The sequence below is a fragment of the Acinetobacter towneri genome (assembly GCF_017498585.1).
Lineage (GTDB): Bacteria > Pseudomonadota > Gammaproteobacteria > Pseudomonadales > Moraxellaceae > Acinetobacter > Acinetobacter towneri.
This window is the reverse complement of record NZ_CP071766.1, coordinates 1610587-1630683: the sequence shown is the minus strand read 5'-3', so window position 1 is coordinate 1630683 and position 20097 is coordinate 1610587. Positions and strand designations below refer to the sequence as shown.

The window sequence follows — 20097 nt, the reverse complement described above, 5'->3', positions numbered from 1 at the left end:
TTAATTGAATTACACCTGAAATTTATGTGAACGGTATCTACACCTTAAAATTAGAGATACAAAAACACTATAAACAAGATTTAAGCCCTTGCCTATAGCCTGCGCACAACTTCAGAAAAAATAAAAACCCATTAAAAAACAAATAAATTTCAATTGATTAGTTTGCATTATTTACTCAGAAAATAGGGTTGGTGTTTGGTAGGTAGGATTTCACCACAAAGCATTGAATACTCAAATCACGGTTCAACACCGCGATAACAACACATTATTCCAATACCCAATGCAAGAAGGAATCTGAGCATGGCTTTTAAAAATATTGCAGATCAAACCAACGGTTTTTATATTCCTTGTGTGTCTCTCTTCGGCCCTGGTTGTGCCAAAGAAATTGGCGTAAGAGCGCAAAATTTAGGTGCTAAAAAAGCCCTGATTGTGACAGATGAAGGACTGTTTAAATTTGGCGTAGCCGATACCATTGCAGGCTACTTAACTGAAGCAGGCGTTGCCAGCCATATCTTTGCAGGGGCAGAGCCAAACCCAACCGATATTAATGTCCATAACGGTGTCGATGCCTACAATGCCAACAACTGCGACTTCATTGTGTCTTTAGGCGGTGGCTCTTCGCATGACTGTGCTAAAGGTATTGGCTTGGTCACTGCAGGAGGTGGACATATTCGTGATTATGAAGGCATAGATAAAAGTACCGTGCCAATGACACCGCTGATTGCCATTAACACCACAGCGGGAACAGCTTCAGAAATGACCCGTTTCTGTATCATTACCAACACCGACACCCACGTAAAAATGGCCATTGTCGATTGGCGCTGTACCCCACTCATCGCCATTGATGACCCTAAACTTATGATTGCCAAACCTGCGGGCTTAACCGCTGCCACAGGTATGGATGCCTTGACGCATGCGGTAGAAGCCTACGTTTCAACTGCGGCCAACCCGATTACCGATGCCTGTGCGGAAAAAGCTATTCGTATGATTAGCCAGTGGCTCAGCCCTGCTGTGGCAAATGGTGAAAATATTGAAGCACGTGATGCCATGAGCTATGCGCAATATTTGGCAGGTATGGCATTCAACAATGCCTCATTAGGCTATGTGCATGCCATGGCGCATCAACTCGGTGGTTTCTACAACTTGCCGCACGGCGTATGTAATGCAATTTTATTGCCGCATGTTTGCGAGTTTAACCTGATTGCCTGCCCTGAGCGTTATGCAGATATTGCAGAACTGATGGGGGTAAATACTGATGGATTAACTACCACAGAAGCCGCCTATGCCGCAATTGATGCAATTCGTGAATTATCTAGCTCAATTGGTATTCCAACAGGTTTAGCAGAGTTAGGCGTGAAAGAAGATGACTTGGCGATTATGGCTGAAAATGCACAAAAAGATGCCTGCATGCTCACCAACCCACGTAAAGCCAATCATGCACAAGTGGTCGAAATTTTTAAAGCCGCGATGTAATTTGAATCTCCTGCTGAGTGAATCACGATTTGCTCAGCATCTCCCATCCTTTTTTCAATTTTCGTCTGTTGCTGTTTTATTTTTATCCTTCCCTTTGGCAGAACCATCTCAGATGCGTTCTGCTTTTTTTGCTGTTCAGAACAAAATGAACTCGCAGCATAAAACTAAAGCGATTTAGATGCAGAGGGTTTGCATAATTCAATTTGACAAATGCGCACAGCTCATCAAGGATATAGTCAAAATAAAATGGATGACGAACACCTTATGCTGTTAAGTAAAAAACAAAAAACAACACCAAGCTATCAACCCGATATTTTGGGTGCCGATTACCAACAAATGACGCTGGATTTTCCTTCGGATTATGAAGGCAAAGTGATTGCTACCTTGGTACGCAAAAAAGCCGAACAGGAAACCCGTAAAGCCGTACTTTATATTCATGGTTTTATTGACTATTTTTTTCAAACAGAAATGGCAGACCAGTTTAATCAGCATGGTTATGACTTTTATGCCCTAGATTTACGTAAATATGGGCGTTCGCATTTGTCACATCAAAATTGGTACAATGTGCGCAGCTTGTCTGAATATGATGCAGAAATTTCCGCTGCACTTGAGCAAATTGCCACAGAAGAACATGACTCAGTAATTTTGGCAGGACATTCAACAGGTGGATTAATCACCACGTTATATGTGGCACATCATCCCAATCATCCACTGATTCGTGGTTTATGGTGCAACAGCCCTTTTTATGATTTCAATATGAGCGAGATTGAGAAAAAATTCGGCATTCCTCGTTTAAGCCAATTGGGCAAATTGCTGCCAGAAATGAAATTTCCAAGCCGCCTTAATCCATTTTATGTACCAAGTCTACACAAACAATATCATGGTGAATGGTTATTTAATTTGGAATGGAAGAAACCGCGCTATCCTAAAGTGCGATTAAGTTTTGTTCGTGCAATTCATGAAGCGCAAAAAGAAATTCATGCTAGCGTACATTTGGGTGTACCAACCTTAATTATGCATGCGAGTCAAAGTAGTTATCCACGCCAATGGAATGAGATTGCGCAACGCACTGACGTAATTTTGGATGTTGCAGATATGCAAAAATATGGGCATCACATGCATGGTGATATTCAGCTTTGCCAAATTGAAGATGGCGTGCATGATTTGGTGCTTTCTGCGCCAGAAGTCCGCGCGGAAGTGTATCAGTCCTTGTTTGACTGGTTAAACCGCAAGGGGCTATAAAACTAAAAACTAGAACTAAAGGAAGTGAATTAACGGCTAAATGACTTGATGCATCCCTTAAGCTGTGTATTTTAATAAAATTTGATGTGCAGGATGCCCCTTTGGCATCAATTCAATTAAACGCTCCACTGCGTCAATCGCTTCAGGGCTGCGTGCCAAATGTTTTAGTAATACATCGGTATCTTGTGCATTAAAAATGGCATCACTCAGGCGTGATTCTAAACAATCTCGCCATGCGCATAAAAATGGACTTTCAGTTTTCGCCAAAAATACCCCTGCACACGTTTGCAAGGCAGACTGCACATAACCTGCATCTAAAGCCTGCTCAGCTTGTAAAAAATCGGCTTCAATATGCGCCAAAACTCGGTAAGGACGCGAGCCGAGCATCCCCCCTAAAATATCGCGTAATTGCGACATTTCAGCTTTTAGCGTTCCCATGCTGACTTTACGCTCACCATATAGTGCTTGGTGTAAAGTGTCTAAACTCATGCCTTGTGGGCAAAGTGCCAAAATCACCAATATTTCAATTTGACGCGGTGTCATCACCACCACTTTGCCATTAAATAACACCTGTGGCACACGAAACGCGCGAATATAAAGCTGCTGTTTTTGCTGTTCCAGCAACGCATTTTGAATTAAAGAAGCACAGCGCTCTGCTGCCAACAAACCCAAACTGTTATGATTTTTCCAAGTGGTCGATAAATCAATCACGCCCAACACTTGTTTGGAATGTGGGTCTAAAATTGGTGCGGCATAACAAACCCAGTCATGTAACGATGACATATAATGTTCACTGGAAAACACACAACTGGCTTGCTGAGTTTTGAGTGACAAAGCCAAAGCATTGGTACCCACCAACTCTTCACGCCACTGTCCACCCTCTACAAAATGTACTCGTTCCGCCACATTACGCATTTGAGCGCTCGCTGCCGTCCAAATAATCGTACTGCCCACATCGCCCACGGCTGCCACCATGTCGGACTGCTGCGCGATATGTTTTAAATCTTCTGCGCAATTTTGCACAGCTCTCTGTAAAGCCGAACCGCCTTGCGGATGCGATAAACTGGAATTTAACGGAGCAGCCTGCCGATCTACAGGAATTTCTGCAATTTCAGAGCGTTGCCAAGAATTTAAAATACTCTGCTGAATTTGCTGCGCATGCAGCGGCGATAAACTACTGCTTTGTCTAAACCGTTCAATATGCAGTTTTTTTTCCAATAGATCTTGTTTTTTCATCATGACTGATTCTCACAATCCTGTGGGCATTACATCCATTGTACTGCTTACTTTTGTAAGGATTTGTTCGCTGCTTGTAAACCTGCAACTTTCCAACCTTTTTCCAACCTTATATTGGTATGCTAATCAAATAACGTACTAAAGTACCTTATACCTTAGCCGTAAATTTAACCTGATTTTAGACACAGGATTGTGATAAAAGGTAAAGTGACGGCAGATTATAAAAAACCATCAAAGGAAGAGAATTATGCGTTACGTAGATCCCAATCAACCCGGTTCAAAAGTTCAATTTAAAGCACAATACGAAAACTTTATTGGTGGCGAGTGGGTCGCCCCTGTAAAAGGCGAATACTTTGAAAATATCTCTCCTGTAGATGGCAAAGTATTTACCAAAGTCCCACGCTCATCGGCAGAAGACATTGAACTGGCTTTAGATGCAGCCCATAAAGCCAAAGCACAATGGAACAGCTCATCTCCAACCACACGCTCCAACATTCTGCTTAAAATTGCAGATCGTTTAGAACAAAATCTAGAATTATTGGCAGTGGCAGAAACATGGGATAATGGTAAGCCTGTTCGGGAAACATTGGCTGCCGACATTCCATTGGCGATTGACCATTTCCGTTATTTTGCAGGCTGTATTCGTGCCCAAGAAGGCGGAATTTCTGAAATTGATGAAGATACCATTGCCTATCACTTTCATGAGCCGTTGGGCGTTGTGGGGCAAATTATTCCATGGAACTTCCCAATTTTAATGGCAACATGGAAACTTGCACCTGCTTTGGCTGCGGGTAACTGTATTGTACTTAAACCTGCGGAGCAAACCCCTGCTAGTATTTTAGTTTTGGTCGAGCTGATTCAAGATTTATTGCCAGCAGGCGTATTAAACGTAGTCAATGGTTACGGTGTAGAAGTGGGTCGCCCATTGGCAACCAATCCACGTATTGCCAAAATTGCATTCACAGGTTCAACCCAGGTCGGTCAATTGATCATGCAATATGCCACTGAAAACATCATTCCAGTGACTTTGGAACTTGGTGGTAAATCTCCAAATATTTTCTTTGAAGATATTATGGCGCAAGATGACGACTACCTAGATAAAGCGCTTGAGGGCTTTGCCATGTTCGCGCTGAATCAGGGTGAAATTTGTACTTGTCCATCACGTGCGCTCGTACAGGAAAGTATTGCTGACCGTTTCCTTGAAAAAGCCATCGAACGTGTTAAACGTATTAAAACAGGTCACCCGCTTGATACTGAAACCATGATTGGTGCGCAGGCATCGCAAGAACAACAAGACAAAATCTTGGGTTGTATTGCGACAGGTCGTGCCGAAGGTGCTCAAGTCTTAACAGGTGGTGGTGAACGTCATGAAGTTGGCAGTGGTTTCTATATTGAGCCGACAATTTTCAAAGGCACCAACGACATGAAAATTTTCCAAGAAGAAATTTTCGGCCCAGTGCTGTCTGTGACCACATTTAAAGACTTCGATGAAGCCATTAAAATTGCCAATGACACCATTTACGGTTTAGGTGCAGGTGTTTGGTCACGTTCTGCGCATACTTCTTACCGTGCGGGTCGTGCTATTCAAGCGGGTCGCGTTTGGACGAACTGTTACCACATTTACCCTGCGCATGCAGCTTTCGGTGGTTATAAAAAGTCAGGTATTGGCCGTGAAAACCATAAGATGATGTTAGAACATTATCAACAAACCAAAAACTTGTTGGTAAGTTATTCAACTAAACCTGCAGGCTTCTTCTAAGTTAAGCTTTTAACCTCAACATGATGAATGAAAATGCGAACTTCGGTTCGCATTTTTTTATATTTGGGATGTACAGATGGACAAAAAGAAAAACAGAAAAAGCCATTTATCTACATAGATTTACAAGTCATAGACCTAAAATTACTAACATCAAAGTCATGTAGATGAAATCACGGACATAAAAAAAGCACCATTTAAAAAATGATGCTTTTTGATCAAATTACAACTGCTTATTTTTTAGCAGCTACAGACGCTTCTGTAGTGATGTTGACAGTAATTTTATCACCTACGTTTGGTACATAGCTTGCGATACCAAATGCAGAACGGTTGAATGATGTTGTTGCATTAAAACCAACAGTCGCTGCCTGAGTCATTGGGTGTGGACCTTGTTTGTTCAATACTGCGTCAAGTACCACTGGCTTAGTTACACCTTTAACTGTTAAATCACCTGTGATTTTAAAGTTTTTCTTGTCTTGAGTTTCAACTTTGGTACTTTTAAAAGTAATGGTTGGATATTTTGCTGCATCAAACCAATCTGCTGCCATTAAGTGCTCATCTAAAGCTTTTACGTTGGTGTTGATGCTACTTAATGGAATCGTCACATTCACAGATGAGTTAGCAGGTTTTTTCTCATCAATGTTGATAGTACCTTGAATGTCTGAGAAGTTACCTGATGGCGTAGAAAAACCGAAGTGATCCCAAGTAAATACAGTAGCAGTATGCGTTGGGTCAATTTGATAAGCCACTGGTTTAGCCATTGTCATTGTTGCTGCAGACGCGATAGCCAAACCTAAAGCAATTGATTTCATGTTCATATTGTTCATCTCTAAAAGTGTTGATACGTTTCAATGAGGTTTAGTTTATAGATTTTTGCTGCAAATACAGGATTAAAGATAAAACAGTATGTTGCATGACTGAAACGATAAATTTGTAAAAATATGCATGCGCGTTTTACATCGCTGTTGCAGGGCTGCGATATTGAATAAAACCTGTTCTTTTTGCGACACGATCATACAACTGCCGTGCCTGTAAATTATCTTCATGAGTCAGCCAATATACCCGATCACATTCACGCTGTTGCGCTGTTTGATTCACCTGCTGAATAAGCTGCTGAGCAATTCCCATCCCTCTGTACTCAGGCAAGGTATATAAATCTTGCAAATAGGCATAAGGTTTAAGCGTCCAACAACTGTCATGTTCAATTACATGCACAATTGCCACAACTTGAGTTTGATATACGGCAGCAAAACCATAAATATGCGTCCTGTGTGGATTAATTAGTTTTGACCACGTATTTTGCGTAACCTCATCACTTAATTGCACCTGATAAAATTGCTGATAACCCTGCCAAAGTGGTTGCCATTGCTCAAATTGGATTTCACTTAACGCGACAATGTCGATGTGCTTAAATTGACGATCTAATATAGTTGTCTGCATGCTTTGATATTGCCTGATTATTTTTGCATCGAATCATTTTATTGATTATGCATCATTCATATTATGCTTAGGCTATTTTATACACTATTTTTCAGCAATAAAAAAGCTTTACCCTACGCATAGAATAAAGCTATTTTTGACGATACACCATTTAATGCACCGCATTCATCGCAATAGATTAAAGCTTCTCAATCAAAATACGATCAACCTGCTTTAAGCCTGATTGCTTTTCATGGTTCTTACGGCGAATTTTGATTTGCTGATCTTCAGCCAAATCCTGTAACAACAACTCTACCGCCACCATAGCTTCAAGTGGTAAATCTTGTCCAATCCACTTTTGCTCACCCGCATCCATTAAAGTGACTTCATCATTAATTTGCTCGTACAAACTCATTTCTCATCTCACTCAATTACACAGAGGTTTATTCACAAACCTGACTTACACTGACAAAATTTGTTGGATCATCACATCGAATACCAAACAAATATGCAAAAATAAAAGACGTCCCTTTGCAGGAACGCCTTTAAAAACACTGGATTAAAAAATTAAGCTGTTAATTCTTTTACTGCAGCAATAACCGCTTCAGTGGTAATGCCAAAGTACTGATACAAGTCTTTTGCAGGTGCAGATTCACCATAAGTTGTCATACCAATAACTTTACCGTCTAAGCCGACAAACTTCCACCAGTAGTCTACATGCGCTGCTTCAACCGCAACACGTGCACGAATATGTGATGGCAATACCGCTTCACGATATGCTGCATCTTGCTTCACAAATTCTTCTGCACACGGCATAGACACAACACGTACACCTTCAAGCTGCGCGTATGCTTCCATTGCCAAGCCCACTTCTGAACCTGTTGCAATAATAATGGCTTTCAATTCACCTTTTTCTTCAGCCAAGACATAACCACCTTTTGCCACGTTCTCAATTTGCGCTTGAGTACGAGTTTGGAATGGCAAGTTTTGACGTGAGAAAATTAAAGCAGTTGGACCTTCGCTGCGTACTAATGCAGATTTCCAAGAAATAGCCGCTTCAACGGTATCTGCAGGACGCCATGTATTTAAGTTTGGCGTACCACGTAAAGATGCAATTTGTTCAATCGGTTGGTGTGTTGGACCATCTTCACCCAAACCAATCGAGTCGTGGGTATACACATGAATCACACGTTGCTTCATTAATGCAGACATACGCACGGCATTACGCGCATATTCCATAAACATTAAGAATGTTGCAACGTAAGGAATGAAACCACCGTGAAGTGCTACACCATTTGCAATAGCAGTCATACCAAACTCACGTACGCCATAATGCACGTAGTTCCCTGCTGCATTGTCCTGAACGCCTTGGCAACCCTTCCAAAGGGTTAAGTTTGAACCTGCCAAGTCTGCAGAACCACCCAATAATTCAGGCAATAATGGGCCAAATGCTTGCAAAGTATTTTGGCTGGCTTTACGCGTTGCAATAGTTTCAGCTTTAGCATTGGTTTCAGCAATAAACGCATCTGCCTGCGCGATGAATTCTGCAGGTAGTTCACCGCTTAAACGGCGTTTAAGTTCTGCAGCTTCCGTTGGATATTTTGCTGCATAGGCATCAAAAGTTGTATTCCATGCTGCTTCTGCTTCTGCACCTTTCGCTTTAGCATCCCAAGCGGCATATACATCTTCAGGAATAACAAATGCTTCATCTGTCCAGCCTAATGCTTGACGCGTCAAAGCGATTTCATCATGGCCTAATGGCGCACCGTGACAGTCTTCTTTACCTTGTTTGTTTGGCGAACCTAAACCAATAACAGTTTTACAAATAATAATAGTCGGTTTTTGCGTTTCAGCTTTTGCTTCAACCGTTGCAGCACGAATTGCATCGGCATCATGACCATCAACTTTTAAGACTTGCCAGCCGTAAGATAAGAAACGTTGTTCGGTATCGTCAGAGAACCAGCCTTCTACTTCACCATCAATAGAAATGCCGTTGTCATCATAATAAACAACCAGCTTGCCTAAACCTAAAGTACCTGCCAATGAACATGCTTCGTGTGAAACACCTTCCATTAAGCAACCATCACCCAAGAAACAGTAAGTGAAATGGTCTACAACCTGAATATCTTCTTTATTAAATTGTGCAGCCAGTGTTTTTTCTGCTAAAGCAAAACCAACAGCATTGGCAATCCCCTGACCGAGTGGACCAGTGGTGGTTTCAATCCCTGGTGCATAACCCAATTCTGGGTGGCCAGGTGTTTTAGAGTGTAACTGACGGAACGCTTTTAAATCTTCGATTGAAAGATCATAACCTGTTAAATGCAACAACGCATATTGCAACATTGAACCATGACCATTAGACAATACAAAACGGTCGCGGTTTGCCCATTGTGGATTGGTTGGGTTGTGATTCAAAAATTCACGCCACACCACATCGGCAATATCTGCCATCCCCATCGGTGCACCTGGATGTCCTGAATTTGCTTTTTGCACAGCATCCATTGCCAATACACGAATTGCGTTTGCAATACGACGTTCGTTAAGCGGGGTCGTCATAGGTCAGAGTCCACAAAAAATCGTTAAATAGAAGAAGATGAATAGAATTCAAAACAGCCGCTATTCTCTCAAAAAAACGCCTGAGGGGTAAAGCCTATGCAACAATATTTCCGCATTAATTCCCATTCAGGGTATTTTTCGTGCAAATTCAAAGACGTTTTCACGTTTATAACAACAAGAAAATAGCTAATTGCCGTGTTAAGCTCTATTCTTGGCAAAATTCTAAAGTATAGATATTTCAATTTATAGACGCAGGATGGAATTGTGATGTCGCTCTTGCAGCAACTCCAATCAAATGCCTAGCAACAAGTTAAAACACAACAGTATTCTGTAGAAATAATAGACAGATTTTAACACATCTTGAATTTTATTCACTTTTCACACAATAAATTGAATCACAGCCATCGTCCAAAATTTTAAAACAGCTTTTGAAAATGCAGCTTGATGCAGATAAAGTCAATTCAAAGTCTTTAAATTACCCATCTACAATATTGTTTTTAAAAATGATTCACCACTTAAAAACAAGGTGCTCCTTAGTTTAAAATTATGACAGCATACTTTAGCCAACATGAATATTTTTGAGTCACAATATAGTCATACCGATACTTTATCTATTTTTTAGCTAAAGATATGCGATAAAAAGTCATTGAATTGAAATAAATTCAGCCAATTTAGTCGTAATGCGCTAGTCCTAAAGTCTAACTCGATGTAACATATTGCGTCTTTTGAATTTAACTGTGATAGGACTTATGCGCGAGTACGCTGTATTTACCTCGGAATCTGTAAGCGAAGGCCATCCAGATAAAATGGCTGACCAAATCAGTGATGTCATTTTGGATGCAATCTTAAAAGAAGACCCTTATGCGCGGGTTGCTTGTGAAACGCTTGTAAAAACGGGTGCGGTTGTACTGGCAGGTGAAATCACAACAACTGCAAATGTCGATTTTGAAGCCGTTGTTCGTCAAACCGTAAATGGCATTGGTTACCATCATTCTGACTTAGGTTTTGATGGTTCAACCTGTGCGGTCATTAACATGATTGGTAAACAATCACCTGAAATTGCACAAGGTGTAGACCGTCAAAAGCCTGAAGATCAAGGCGCAGGTGACCAAGGTTTGATGTTTGGTTACGCCAGCCGTGAAACTGATGTATTAATGCCTGCCCCAATTTCTTACGCACACCGCTTAATGGAAAAGCAAGCTGAATTACGTCGCAGTGGTGCTTTGCCGTGGTTACGCCCAGATGCAAAAAGTCAGGTGACTTTTGCTTATGAAAATGGTGTGCCTGTACGTTTGGACGCGGTGGTGTTATCTACTCAGCACGATCCTGAAATTTCGCAAATTCAGCTTAAAGAAGCGGTAATTGAAGAAATTGTGAAAAAAGTGATTCCTGCAGAAATGTTCCATGCAGACACCAAATTCCACATCAACCCAACAGGTATGTTTGTGATTGGCGGCCCTGTCGGTGACTGCGGTTTAACTGGTCGTAAAATCATTGTCGATACTTACGGCGGCATGGCACGTCATGGTGGCGGTGCATTCTCTGGTAAAGACCCATCTAAAGTTGACCGTTCTGCTGCTTACGCAGGTCGTTATGTTGCAAAGAATATTGTGGCAGCTGGCTTGGCAGACAAATGTGAAATTCAGGTGTCTTATGCTATTGGTGTTGCAGAGCCAACGTCAATTTCAATCAACACCTTCAACACTGCAAAAGTGGCAGATGAGTTGATTATTGCTTTAGTACGTGAACACTTCGATTTACGTCCATACGGCATTACCAACATGTTGAACCTGTTACAACCAATGTATAAACAGACTGCAGCTTATGGCCACTTTGGTCGTCAAGGTTCTGACACTGCATTTACATGGGAAAAAACCGACAAAGTTGAAGCATTAAAAGCCTCTGCAGGTCTGTAATATAAAACTTTTCAGTTTTATCAAGCTCACTTCGGTGGGCTTTTTTATGCCTAAAATTTAGCTGCCAAACCACAATATACAAAATACGAATATGTTATAGTGAATCATTCCTGAGATTTTTTAAATACTCATCTAAGATAATGATGTAGGAGTTTATTATGGCAGTTATTCTTCAAGTCGATTTCCCTTCTGAAGGCCCATTTGGCGAAAGCATGAGCCAAGCGTACCGTGAACTTGCAGAAAGCATTAACCTAGAAACTGGCATGCTTTGGAAAATTTGGACTGAGAACAGTCAAACACAGGAAGCCGGTGGAATCTATCTGTTTGATCATGCGGCCAATGCTGAACGCTATTTAAAAATGCACACTGCACGTTTAGAAAGTTTTGGCGTGAAGAATATTCGTGGCAAGATTTTTGAGGTGAATGCTGCACTGTCTGCAATCAACCAAGCTGACTTCTTAAGTCGCTAATCTTTTTAAATTGCTCATCCATATTGAAGAATAAAATGGTGAGTCTCTTCAATATTGAAAAAACAGTTGAATAAAATCCTGAGCCATTTAATGATTCAGGATTTTTTGAAATCTTGTATAGACGAAATAAGCGTTAAGCTTGGATGCAGCACTTATTGCGTACGAATCACCTCAAGCACCGATTGTTGCACGGGCACTTCTTGATGATCTTGCAAATAAACATGCACGACTTTAAACACAACGGCTGCTGCCAAGCATGCCAAAATACAGAATAACCAGAAACCATAAGGACTACGAATATTGTGTGAACCACAAGTACCACATTCTTTTTCTGATGATTCCACCACCCGATTGCAACATGCGCAACGATACTGATGATACAGCATAGGTATTCTCCTACTTCACTGTAATTCTTGTTTTTATTGTTACACCATCTACCCTGATGCAGTGTAATTTTGTTTAAGCAACTGTGACACTTTGTAGCTTACACCCTTTGGATGATTGAGCAGACACAATCGCTTGTAAATTAGAATGTCAAAGTTCGGCTATTCGCGCAAATCGTATTTTTGAATAAACAGTCACTTTATCCATCTAAAATAGGTATGTCGTGGTAAAATTGTACATGTTCGATCATCTAAAACTTAGGTTCAAACTTAGCTTTCAGTACATATTTTTTTATTACACGGAGTAAGTTAAAGTGGTACAACTCATTAAAAAAGGCGGCTTGCGTGAACGTGCCAACCGTAGCCGTAAATATCAAGGTTCGGAAAATACCGAAGCAACTTTGCGATCAAACCGTACTTATCAACCCAATCATTTAGATAAAACTGAAAACACGACTAAAACCGAAATTCCGAATAAAAAATCGTCAAACTTGGCTTTTGACGACATCAAAGCGTCTGATTAATTGACATTAAAACTTATGTTTTAAAACATACGTAGTGCATCTAACCACAACCACACAGCAAACAATAAAAATAATCCGCCCGAGACCATATCAATATAACTGCCTGAACGCTGATATAACTTTTTCATTTTTGGTGTCGAAAGTAGCAGCATAAATAATGTAAATGTCACAAAAGTTTGGATTGGAATAATCACTGCCAATTGGGCTTTTAAAGATGCACTTGCCGATGAACTCAGCGCCAAAGCAAATACGCTGCTAAAATAAATTAAGGTTTTCGGATTAGATAAATTGGTGAATAGACCCAATAAAAAGTAGTTTTTTGCGGCTGGAATTTGCACTTGAGTATCATCAAACTGTTTACGCTGCTGCCAACTATACCAACCACCCGACAACATGCCCCATCCCATTTTGGCAAGAAATAAACCGCCAATCAGCATTAAGACTTGCTGAATCCAAGGAAACTGCTGCACCAAAACCGTAAAACCCAATAGGGTCAGCACTACCCACACCACAATCCCCGATGAAATGCCCGCAATAATCTGCAAGGTATTACGACAGGTATTGCTGGCTGCACTTTTGGCAATTAATAAAACATCTGGGCCTGGGCTAAGCTGTGCCACAAAATGCAGCGAACAAATGGTGAATAACAAAGACATAAATACATTAGGAGAATTGAAAGTCCGATTATACCTTGTGCAGCAAGAGAATAAATAAGGCTTTAAAATAGGCCTCTCAATATTTGAATATTTACCCAAAAACACACATAAAAAAAACCGAATCAGCACGATTCGGTTTGATATCAAGCATCACCCATATTATTTAGGTGGATTGACATCTTTCATTTCAATTTTTTTCGCATCGGGGGTAATTTCACGTGCTTCACCATCAATAATACTGGAATCACGACCACCGCCCTGCTGATTTTGCATGTCTTGCATTTGGCGCATTAAATCTGCAAACGGGTTTTGACCTGCTCCGCCCATGCCATTCATATCGCCCATCATGCCACCCATCATTTGATCCATCATGGCTTGCTGACGTTTCATCATGGCTTTCATCATTGCCGCTTTAAAGGCATTTTGTACGGCAGGAATCATCACCAGCAATGCCAAAACATCGCTGATTAATCCTGGAATCATCAATAAAAAACCCGCAAAAATTTTAGGTAAATTATTGCTCAGCGCAGGATCGGCACTCATCTGCCCCATTTGCATTTGCTGCATTTGTGGCATCACGCCTGCAGAATATTTACGAATCAGGTTCAAACCAATGAAGAAAGCAGCGACAAACCAAAAGAACACGTACCACATGCTCCCCACTAGGTCGCCCACACCAATCCAGACGAAGACTTCAAGAACTAAGCCAATTAGAACAATAAGAAATAATTTCATGAAAATTAATCTAATCTCAACAAAATAAATAAAATGCAGTAACCAAGTGCTTCATCGGGATCAAGCTTTTTTGATTCGCTGTTGTTTCAATATGGGCATTATTGTATTTTTAAAGGTTAAGTCTGTCATTAATATTTTCATCATCACCCAATAACAGACTTAATACGTCTATATATTTAAACGATAAAGATAAAAATATGCGGCATAAGCCAATAATAACCACAACGCAATAAAAACTGATGCTGCAATATAACTGCTCGGTTTTTGACTGATCGCATCGGCTTGTAAACGACAGCGCTGCATTACCTCTGCAGGTACTAAACGCAATACCAACATGATGCCCAAGGGCACTAAAATCAAATCATCCAAATAACCCAAAACAGGTATAAAGTCTGGAATTAAATCAATGGGAGAAATGGCATAAGCAGCGACCAACAATGCCAAAAGCTTTGCCATAAACGGCGTTTCAGGATCACGTGCGACAAACCAAACCGCATAAACATTTCGTTTAATTTGCTTCGCCCACTGTTTTAGCCTATCAATCCACTTCATTGCCACTCTCATTTGCTACCGTATATAAAATATACACCTCAAAACTTAAAATAAAATGAAGTCCAAAATTGAAAATGTGGCGTGGGATACATTCCAATGGTTTAAACAGCAGCTTACTGACCGAATGTTTTGAAATTACTCCACACAAAAGAGATTTAAACTCCTATAATTCAACTTGATGTAATTTTTTAAGGCTTGGCATGTCACTTATTATTGGAATCGACCCTGGTTCTCGTCTAACGGGCTACGGCATTATTGAACGTGATGGCGCTAAATTACGTTTTGTAGATGCAGGAACCATTCGCACCGAAACCAGTGAAATGCCCGAACGCTTAAAACGGATTTTTGCAGGGATTGAACGGATTGTGAAATTTCACGGCCCGACTGAAGCAGCAGTTGAACAAGTGTTTATGGCGCAAAACCCAGACTCTGCCTTAAAATTGGGACAGGCTCGCGGGGCAGCGATTGCCGCTTTGGTAAATTTAGATTTACAAGTGGCGGAATATACCGCTCGTCAAATTAAACAATCTGTCGTGGGTTATGGCGCTGCCGATAAAGAACAAGTACAAATGATGGTCATGAAATTATTAAATCTATCCATCAAACCACAACAAGATGCTGCCGATGCTTTGGCTGCTGCAATTTGCCATGCTCATGCATCGGGCAGTATGACCAAATTGGCTGTGCTCAATGCCTTGGGTGGTATGGCACGCGGACGTAGTCGTTCAAGCTCCAGACGTCGCTAAATCAGCATCGCCATCGCTTATATTTTACCGATTCACAACCTGATAAATCGCTTGGCTCATGTGCTGTGCCTGTAAACCGCGCATGCCCTGCTGTGCCAATACATCCCCCGCCAAGGCATGTAACATGACAATTTCATGCAATTGAATTTTATGATGAAACTGGGCTTTTAAACTGGCAATCATGCCTGCCAACACATCGCCCATACCACCTGTACCCATACCAGGATTGCCTGCGGTACAAATCCACAATGAACTTGCTTGCGGTTCTGTAGATGCAGCTTGCAAAGTCAAACTACCTGAACCTTTTAACACCCAATCGCCTGCATAGCGTTGCTGCAATTGCTGAATCGCGGCAATACGGTCTGCTTCAATGGCTGCAACCGTAGTATTGAGCAAGGTCGCAGCTTCACCTGAATGTGGTGTGGCATAACTGTTCGGTTTTAGTTGGGCTGGATGATGCGATGAATGCGCTTGTTTCGCCAAAAACCACAAGGCATCGGCATCGTAAACTACTTCTACCTCGGACTGATTTAGTGCGGCAAACCAGTCTGCATAATGCTGTTCTGCCCAAGCATCTCGTCCTAGTCCCATCCCTAAACTCACGGCATCGACCTGTGAAATTAAGTGCTGAATTTCTGCGCCTGTCAGTGCGTCTATATCCCGCAACATTAAATTCGGCGCACGGCTTAATATCGCCACATGATGTTTGGCATGACAGACCACAGTCACTTTCCCTGCACCTGCGCTTGATGCGGCTTCTGCAGCCATCATCACCGCACCACCCATTTGCGCATGTCCGCCCACAATCAACACATGCCCATAACTGCCTTTGTGTCCAAAAGCCTGCCGTGCGGGTAATTGAATCAAATGTGGTGTGAGTTGGGCCAACGCTTTGAGTTCTGCATCGGCTGGAATCAAATCCAGCACATCGACCAGTCCAGTATATTCCTGTGCCTGCCCTGTAAATAACCCTGCTTTCAAACCCAAAGCTGTAAAGGTGTAATCGGCTTTAATTGCACATGGCAATGGCTGCCCCGTGTTGGCATTTAAACCGCTTGGAATATCAACCGCAATTTTTAAACCCGCTTGTTGATTCATTGCGTGAATAAGCGACTGCCACTCATCATTTAAAGGACGATCTAAACCAATACCAAATAATGCATCAATATAGCAGTCATAACTTTGTTGAAATGCAAAACCTTGAATTATATTGACTTGTTCTGTCTGAGCTTCTAAAAAAGCCTGATGTAAATCTGCCGATGAACCGCGTGTTGCGGCATAAATATCGACTTGAAAACCTGCTTGTTTTAAATATTTTGCAGTTAAATAGCCATCGCCTGCGTTATTGCCTTGTCCACAACACACAGCAATTTTTTGTATTGTAGATGGCTGTTTTGCAAAAATTTTGCGAATTTGTAAATGCAGTGTCCACGCCACTTGCTGCATTAAACCGTAAGAACTATTTTGACGGGCAAACCAGCGCTGCTCCCACGCTTGAATACTTTGACTATGATAAACAGGGCTATGGTACACTTGCTGCGGCATTTTCTTCCCTTCTATTTTGTTATGGCAACATCCACCACTTCAGCACATATTTCTCTGCATCAAGACGATCCAGCCGCCTTGAAAGCGTGGATTAAAGCTCAAGCTTTGGCGCTTGGTTTTGCTGATTGTGTCATTGCCAAACCAGATGCTCAAGCAGAATTAGCACGTTTTCAGGAATATTTAAAACGTGGCTATCATGGCGATATGAAGTTTCTAGAAGAAAATTTAGACAAGCGCGCTAATCCCACACTGTTAGTCCCGAATACAAAAAGTATTATTTGTGTGCGGATGAATTATTTGGTGGAAACACCACGTCCACGACACATTCCCGATGCACCTAACTCTGCAATTATTGCCCGTTATGCACGTGGGCGCGATTATCACAAAGTCATGCGCGGACGCCTAAAAACTCTTGCCACCCGTATTCGTGAAAAAGTGGGGAATTTTGAATCACGCCCCTTTGCGGACTCAGCCCCGATTTTTGAAAAGTCACTGGCAGAAAGTGCTGGTATGGGTTGGACAGGTAAACATACCTTACTGATTCATAAAAAATCTGGATCTTTTTTTGTATTGGGCGAGTTGTTTACTTCACTAGATTTGCCTTTTGATCCGCCTGCAACCTCGCATTGCGGTTCTTGCACAGCCTGCATCGACATTTGTCCAACGCAGGCCATTGTTGAACCTTATATGTTGGATGCGCGTAAATGTATTGCTTATTTGACCATTGAATATCAGGGTATCATTCCTGAAGAATTACGTCGTGGTATTGGTAATCGGGTGTTTGGTTGTGATGATTGCCAACTGATTTGCCCGTGGAATAGCTTTGCACAAGTCACTACGGTGGAGGATTTTCACCCTCGACATGCCTTAGATCAAGTCAGCTTGCTAGATTTATGGCAATGGGATGAAAGCACGTTTTTAGCCAAAACTGAAGGTAGTCCATTGCGTCGTACAGGCTATCAAAGTTTTATGCGTAATATTGCAATCGGGCTTGGAAATGCCCCATTTTCAGCACAGATTTTGCAAACTTTGCAGCAAACGCGAGCACAGCATGATGAGATTGTGCAAATCCATATGGATTGGGCCATTCAGGAACAATTGCTTAAACAGCCTAAAATTTAAACAAAAACTACCACCCAAATGGTACGATATTTTAAGTGCAATTTTCTTGCCAATTTATGCAAATAACTAAATTTTAGCAACCAATTCATCGCAAAAATAATAATCCATAAAATTTAATTTTGCAGCGAAATATCAGAAAAATTGCTTAAGTTTGCAACCAAATCGACTGCATATTTTTGTTTCCATACTGTCGAATATTAGCCATGAAATTGGGAGATTATGCCTTTCTGATTCCAACTATTTGTGTATGATACAGACTATGAATAATAGGGATGATGGACTTTTACTTATGTCAGTACGCAATGATTGGACTCGGGAAGAAATTCAGCAGTTATATGAACAGCCTTTTCTGGATTTAGTCTTTGAAGCACAACGTGTGCATCGCCAACATTTTGCTGCCAATACCGTACAAGTCAGTACCTTATTGTCTATTAAAACAGGCAAATGCCCTGAAGATTGCAAATATTGCTCGCAGTCTGCGCATTATGATTCACAGCTTGAAGCTGAAAAACGTATTGCAGTTGATAAAGTCATTCAGGAAGCCAAAGAAGCATTAGCCTCAGGCTCTTCACGTTTTTGTATGGGCGCTGCTTGGCGTAATCCGCATGAACGTGATATGCCGTATGTTTTAGAAATGGTGCGTGAAGTCAAAGCTCTAGGCTTAGAAACTTGCATGACTTTAGGGATGTTGAATCAATCTCAGGCAGAACGCTTAAAAGATGCAGGTTTGGATTATTACAACCACAACCTAGACACATCGCGTGAATATTATCCGAATGTCATTAGTACTCGTAGCTTTGATGACCGCTTAAATACTTTGGATATTGTGCGTCAAACAGGTATGAAAGTGTGTAGTGGCGGTATTGTCGGTTTAGGTGAAGACACCCAAGACCGTATTGGTTTATTGCATGAATTGGCGACTTTACCGTTACACCCTGAATCTGTGCCAATCAATATGTTAGTTCCGATTGAAGGTACACCATTGGCTGAAGTAGAAAAACTGGATGTGATTGAGTGGATTCGTACCATTGCAGTTGCACGTATTATCATGCCAAACAGCTATATTCGTTTATCTGCAGGGCGTGAATCGTTATCCGATTCAGATCAGGCGTTGGCATTTATGGCAGGTGCGAACTCGTTATTCTCAGGTGAAAAGCTTTTAACCACACCAAACGCAGGCGAAGGCAAAGACAAACAATTGTTCCAAAAATTAGGCTTAGTGCCTGAACGTGCCAAGCCAACCGTTTCTGAGTTGTCGGTAGATGCGATGGCAATGGCTTAAAATTTTAGCACCCATCCAAATGTACAAAGTCCCTAAAAGGGACTTTGTTTTTTATGCAGCAAAATAAGTTTATGCGGCAACGCTTTTAAGAGGTAATTAAAATTCCGTAACTGGCATTTAAATACTGCCCTGTTTTAATAATATCTACCCCGTTGGCATGTTCTACCATCAGTTGTTGCTGAATCGCATCATAATAAAACCGATCATAACAGTCCTGATGATGCAGCAACCACGTCAAAGTATCTGCTAGATTGTCATCTACAATATACGTTTTTTCTTGAAAGTTTTTAGCCATAAATACGGTCAGTTCAATATTTCTAGGTACTGGATTTTAAGCGGAATACCTTGTGGGATAAAGTGTGCGGAGGATAGAAAATTTAATTGTGCACTTGTATAAATCAAACTTCGTACAGCATGAGAAGTCTCCCCACCAAAAGAGGTGGGAATGATATATGTAGTTTTGAAGATGGATAAGTGCAGTCTA

The 20097-nt window shown here is 41.3% G+C and carries 20 protein-coding genes; 9 read left to right on the top strand and 11 right to left on the bottom strand.

The features are described from left to right. The first annotated feature begins 300 nt into the window (after positions 1 to 300). Together mdh and J4G44_RS07840 are read left to right on the top strand one after the other, a co-directional pair. On the top strand, positions 301 to 1473 hold the full coding sequence (gene mdh / locus J4G44_RS07845; protein ID WP_168419315.1) for an iron-dependent methanol dehydrogenase: 1173 nt from the start codon (positions 301 to 303) through the stop codon (positions 1471 to 1473). A gap of 246 nt (positions 1474 to 1719) precedes the next feature. After that, positions 1720 to 2715 carry an alpha/beta hydrolase gene (locus tag J4G44_RS07840; RefSeq protein ID WP_004976869.1) on the top strand — a complete coding sequence of 332 codons (996 nt, stop codon included), beginning with the start codon at positions 1720 to 1722 and terminating at the stop codon, positions 2713 to 2715. Positions 2716 to 2772: 57 nt separating this feature from the next. Here J4G44_RS07840 and J4G44_RS07835 read toward each other — a convergent pair whose 3' ends face one another. Next, the gene (locus J4G44_RS07835) at positions 2773 to 3954 is read right to left on the bottom strand and encodes a sigma-54-dependent transcriptional regulator family protein (RefSeq protein WP_178318394.1); all 1182 of its coding nucleotides are present in this window, start codon (positions 3952 to 3954) and stop codon (positions 2773 to 2775) included. A gap of 244 nt (positions 3955 to 4198) precedes the next feature. On the opposite strand from J4G44_RS07835, the gene exaC reads away from it, so the two are divergent. After that, complete coding sequence (exaC, locus tag J4G44_RS07830) at positions 4199 to 5710, top strand: acetaldehyde dehydrogenase ExaC (protein ID WP_016658247.1); 1512 nt, start codon at positions 4199 to 4201, stop codon at positions 5708 to 5710. Positions 5711 to 5940: 230 nt separating this feature from the next. Here exaC and J4G44_RS07825 read toward each other — a convergent pair whose 3' ends face one another. The 4 genes from J4G44_RS07825 to tkt form a co-directional block, all read right to left on the bottom strand. Next, complete coding sequence (locus tag J4G44_RS07825; RefSeq protein ID WP_004976875.1) at positions 5941 to 6525, bottom strand: YceI family protein; 585 nt, start codon at positions 6523 to 6525, stop codon at positions 5941 to 5943. Positions 6526 to 6661: 136 nt separating this feature from the next. Then, entirely contained in the window at positions 6662 to 7147 is a 486-nt protein-coding gene (locus J4G44_RS07820) for a GNAT family N-acetyltransferase (protein WP_154320812.1), read from the bottom strand. A gap of 178 nt (positions 7148 to 7325) precedes the next feature. Next, positions 7326 to 7541, bottom strand: coding sequence for a hypothetical protein (locus J4G44_RS07815; protein WP_004976879.1), 216 nt, complete (start codon positions 7539 to 7541; stop codon positions 7326 to 7328). A gap of 152 nt (positions 7542 to 7693) precedes the next feature. Then, the gene (gene tkt, locus J4G44_RS07810; RefSeq protein WP_179988715.1) at positions 7694 to 9682 is read right to left on the bottom strand and encodes a transketolase; all 1989 of its coding nucleotides are present in this window, start codon (positions 9680 to 9682) and stop codon (positions 7694 to 7696) included. 749 nt (positions 9683 to 10431) lie between these two features. On the opposite strand from tkt, the gene metK reads away from it, so the two are divergent. Together metK and J4G44_RS07800 are read left to right on the top strand one after the other, a co-directional pair. Beyond that, positions 10432 to 11598, top strand: a complete 1167-nt coding sequence (gene metK, locus J4G44_RS07805) for a methionine adenosyltransferase (RefSeq protein ID WP_207973554.1) — start codon at positions 10432 to 10434, stop codon at positions 11596 to 11598. Between the two features lie 158 nt (positions 11599 to 11756). After that, positions 11757 to 12068, top strand: a complete 312-nt coding sequence (locus J4G44_RS07800) for a monooxygenase (RefSeq protein ID WP_004976884.1) — start codon at positions 11757 to 11759, stop codon at positions 12066 to 12068. Between the two features lie 152 nt (positions 12069 to 12220). On the opposite strand, the gene J4G44_RS07795 is transcribed toward J4G44_RS07800, so the two are convergent. Continuing rightward, complete coding sequence (locus tag J4G44_RS07795) at positions 12221 to 12451, bottom strand: hypothetical protein (RefSeq protein ID WP_372238839.1); 231 nt, start codon at positions 12449 to 12451, stop codon at positions 12221 to 12223. Between the two features lie 314 nt (positions 12452 to 12765). Between J4G44_RS07795 and J4G44_RS07790 the strand changes: the two genes are divergently transcribed. Further along, positions 12766 to 12975, top strand: coding sequence for a hypothetical protein (locus J4G44_RS07790; RefSeq protein ID WP_004976887.1), 210 nt, complete (start codon positions 12766 to 12768; stop codon positions 12973 to 12975). A 20-nt stretch (positions 12976 to 12995) separates the two neighbouring features. On the opposite strand, the gene J4G44_RS07785 is transcribed toward J4G44_RS07790, so the two are convergent. From J4G44_RS07785 to J4G44_RS07775, 3 genes are all read right to left on the bottom strand, one after another. Further along, positions 12996 to 13631 (bottom strand): LysE family transporter, encoded by a 636-nt coding sequence (locus tag J4G44_RS07785; RefSeq protein WP_207973553.1) that lies wholly within the window; start codon positions 13629 to 13631, stop codon positions 12996 to 12998. Between the two features lie 159 nt (positions 13632 to 13790). Continuing rightward, the gene (locus J4G44_RS07780) at positions 13791 to 14366 is read right to left on the bottom strand and encodes an FxsA family protein (RefSeq protein WP_004976892.1); all 576 of its coding nucleotides are present in this window, start codon (positions 14364 to 14366) and stop codon (positions 13791 to 13793) included. 168 nt (positions 14367 to 14534) lie between these two features. Continuing rightward, positions 14535 to 14918, bottom strand: coding sequence for a YkvA family protein (locus J4G44_RS07775; protein WP_178318391.1), 384 nt, complete (start codon positions 14916 to 14918; stop codon positions 14535 to 14537). Between the two features lie 200 nt (positions 14919 to 15118). Between J4G44_RS07775 and ruvC the strand changes: the two genes are divergently transcribed. Continuing rightward, complete coding sequence (ruvC, locus tag J4G44_RS07770; protein WP_004976895.1) at positions 15119 to 15664, top strand: crossover junction endodeoxyribonuclease RuvC; 546 nt, start codon at positions 15119 to 15121, stop codon at positions 15662 to 15664. A gap of 24 nt (positions 15665 to 15688) precedes the next feature. On the opposite strand, the gene J4G44_RS07765 is transcribed toward ruvC, so the two are convergent. Then, entirely contained in the window at positions 15689 to 17209 is a 1521-nt protein-coding gene (locus J4G44_RS07765) for an NAD(P)H-hydrate dehydratase (protein WP_104851865.1), read from the bottom strand. Between the two features lie 21 nt (positions 17210 to 17230). Here J4G44_RS07765 and queG point away from each other — a divergent pair, with 21 nt between their 5' ends. Then, entirely contained in the window at positions 17231 to 18331 is a 1101-nt protein-coding gene (queG, locus tag J4G44_RS07760; protein WP_207973552.1) for a tRNA epoxyqueuosine(34) reductase QueG, read from the top strand. A gap of 289 nt (positions 18332 to 18620) precedes the next feature. Next, positions 18621 to 19613, top strand: coding sequence for a biotin synthase BioB (gene bioB / locus J4G44_RS07755; protein ID WP_104851863.1), 993 nt, complete (start codon positions 18621 to 18623; stop codon positions 19611 to 19613). An 85-nt stretch (positions 19614 to 19698) separates the two neighbouring features. Here the strand turns inward: bioB and J4G44_RS07750 are convergent, their stop codons facing one another. Further along, positions 19699 to 19908 carry a hypothetical protein gene (locus tag J4G44_RS07750; protein WP_131261636.1) on the bottom strand — a complete coding sequence of 70 codons (210 nt, stop codon included), beginning with the start codon at positions 19906 to 19908 and terminating at the stop codon, positions 19699 to 19701. Positions 19909 to 20097 lie beyond the last annotated feature (189 nt).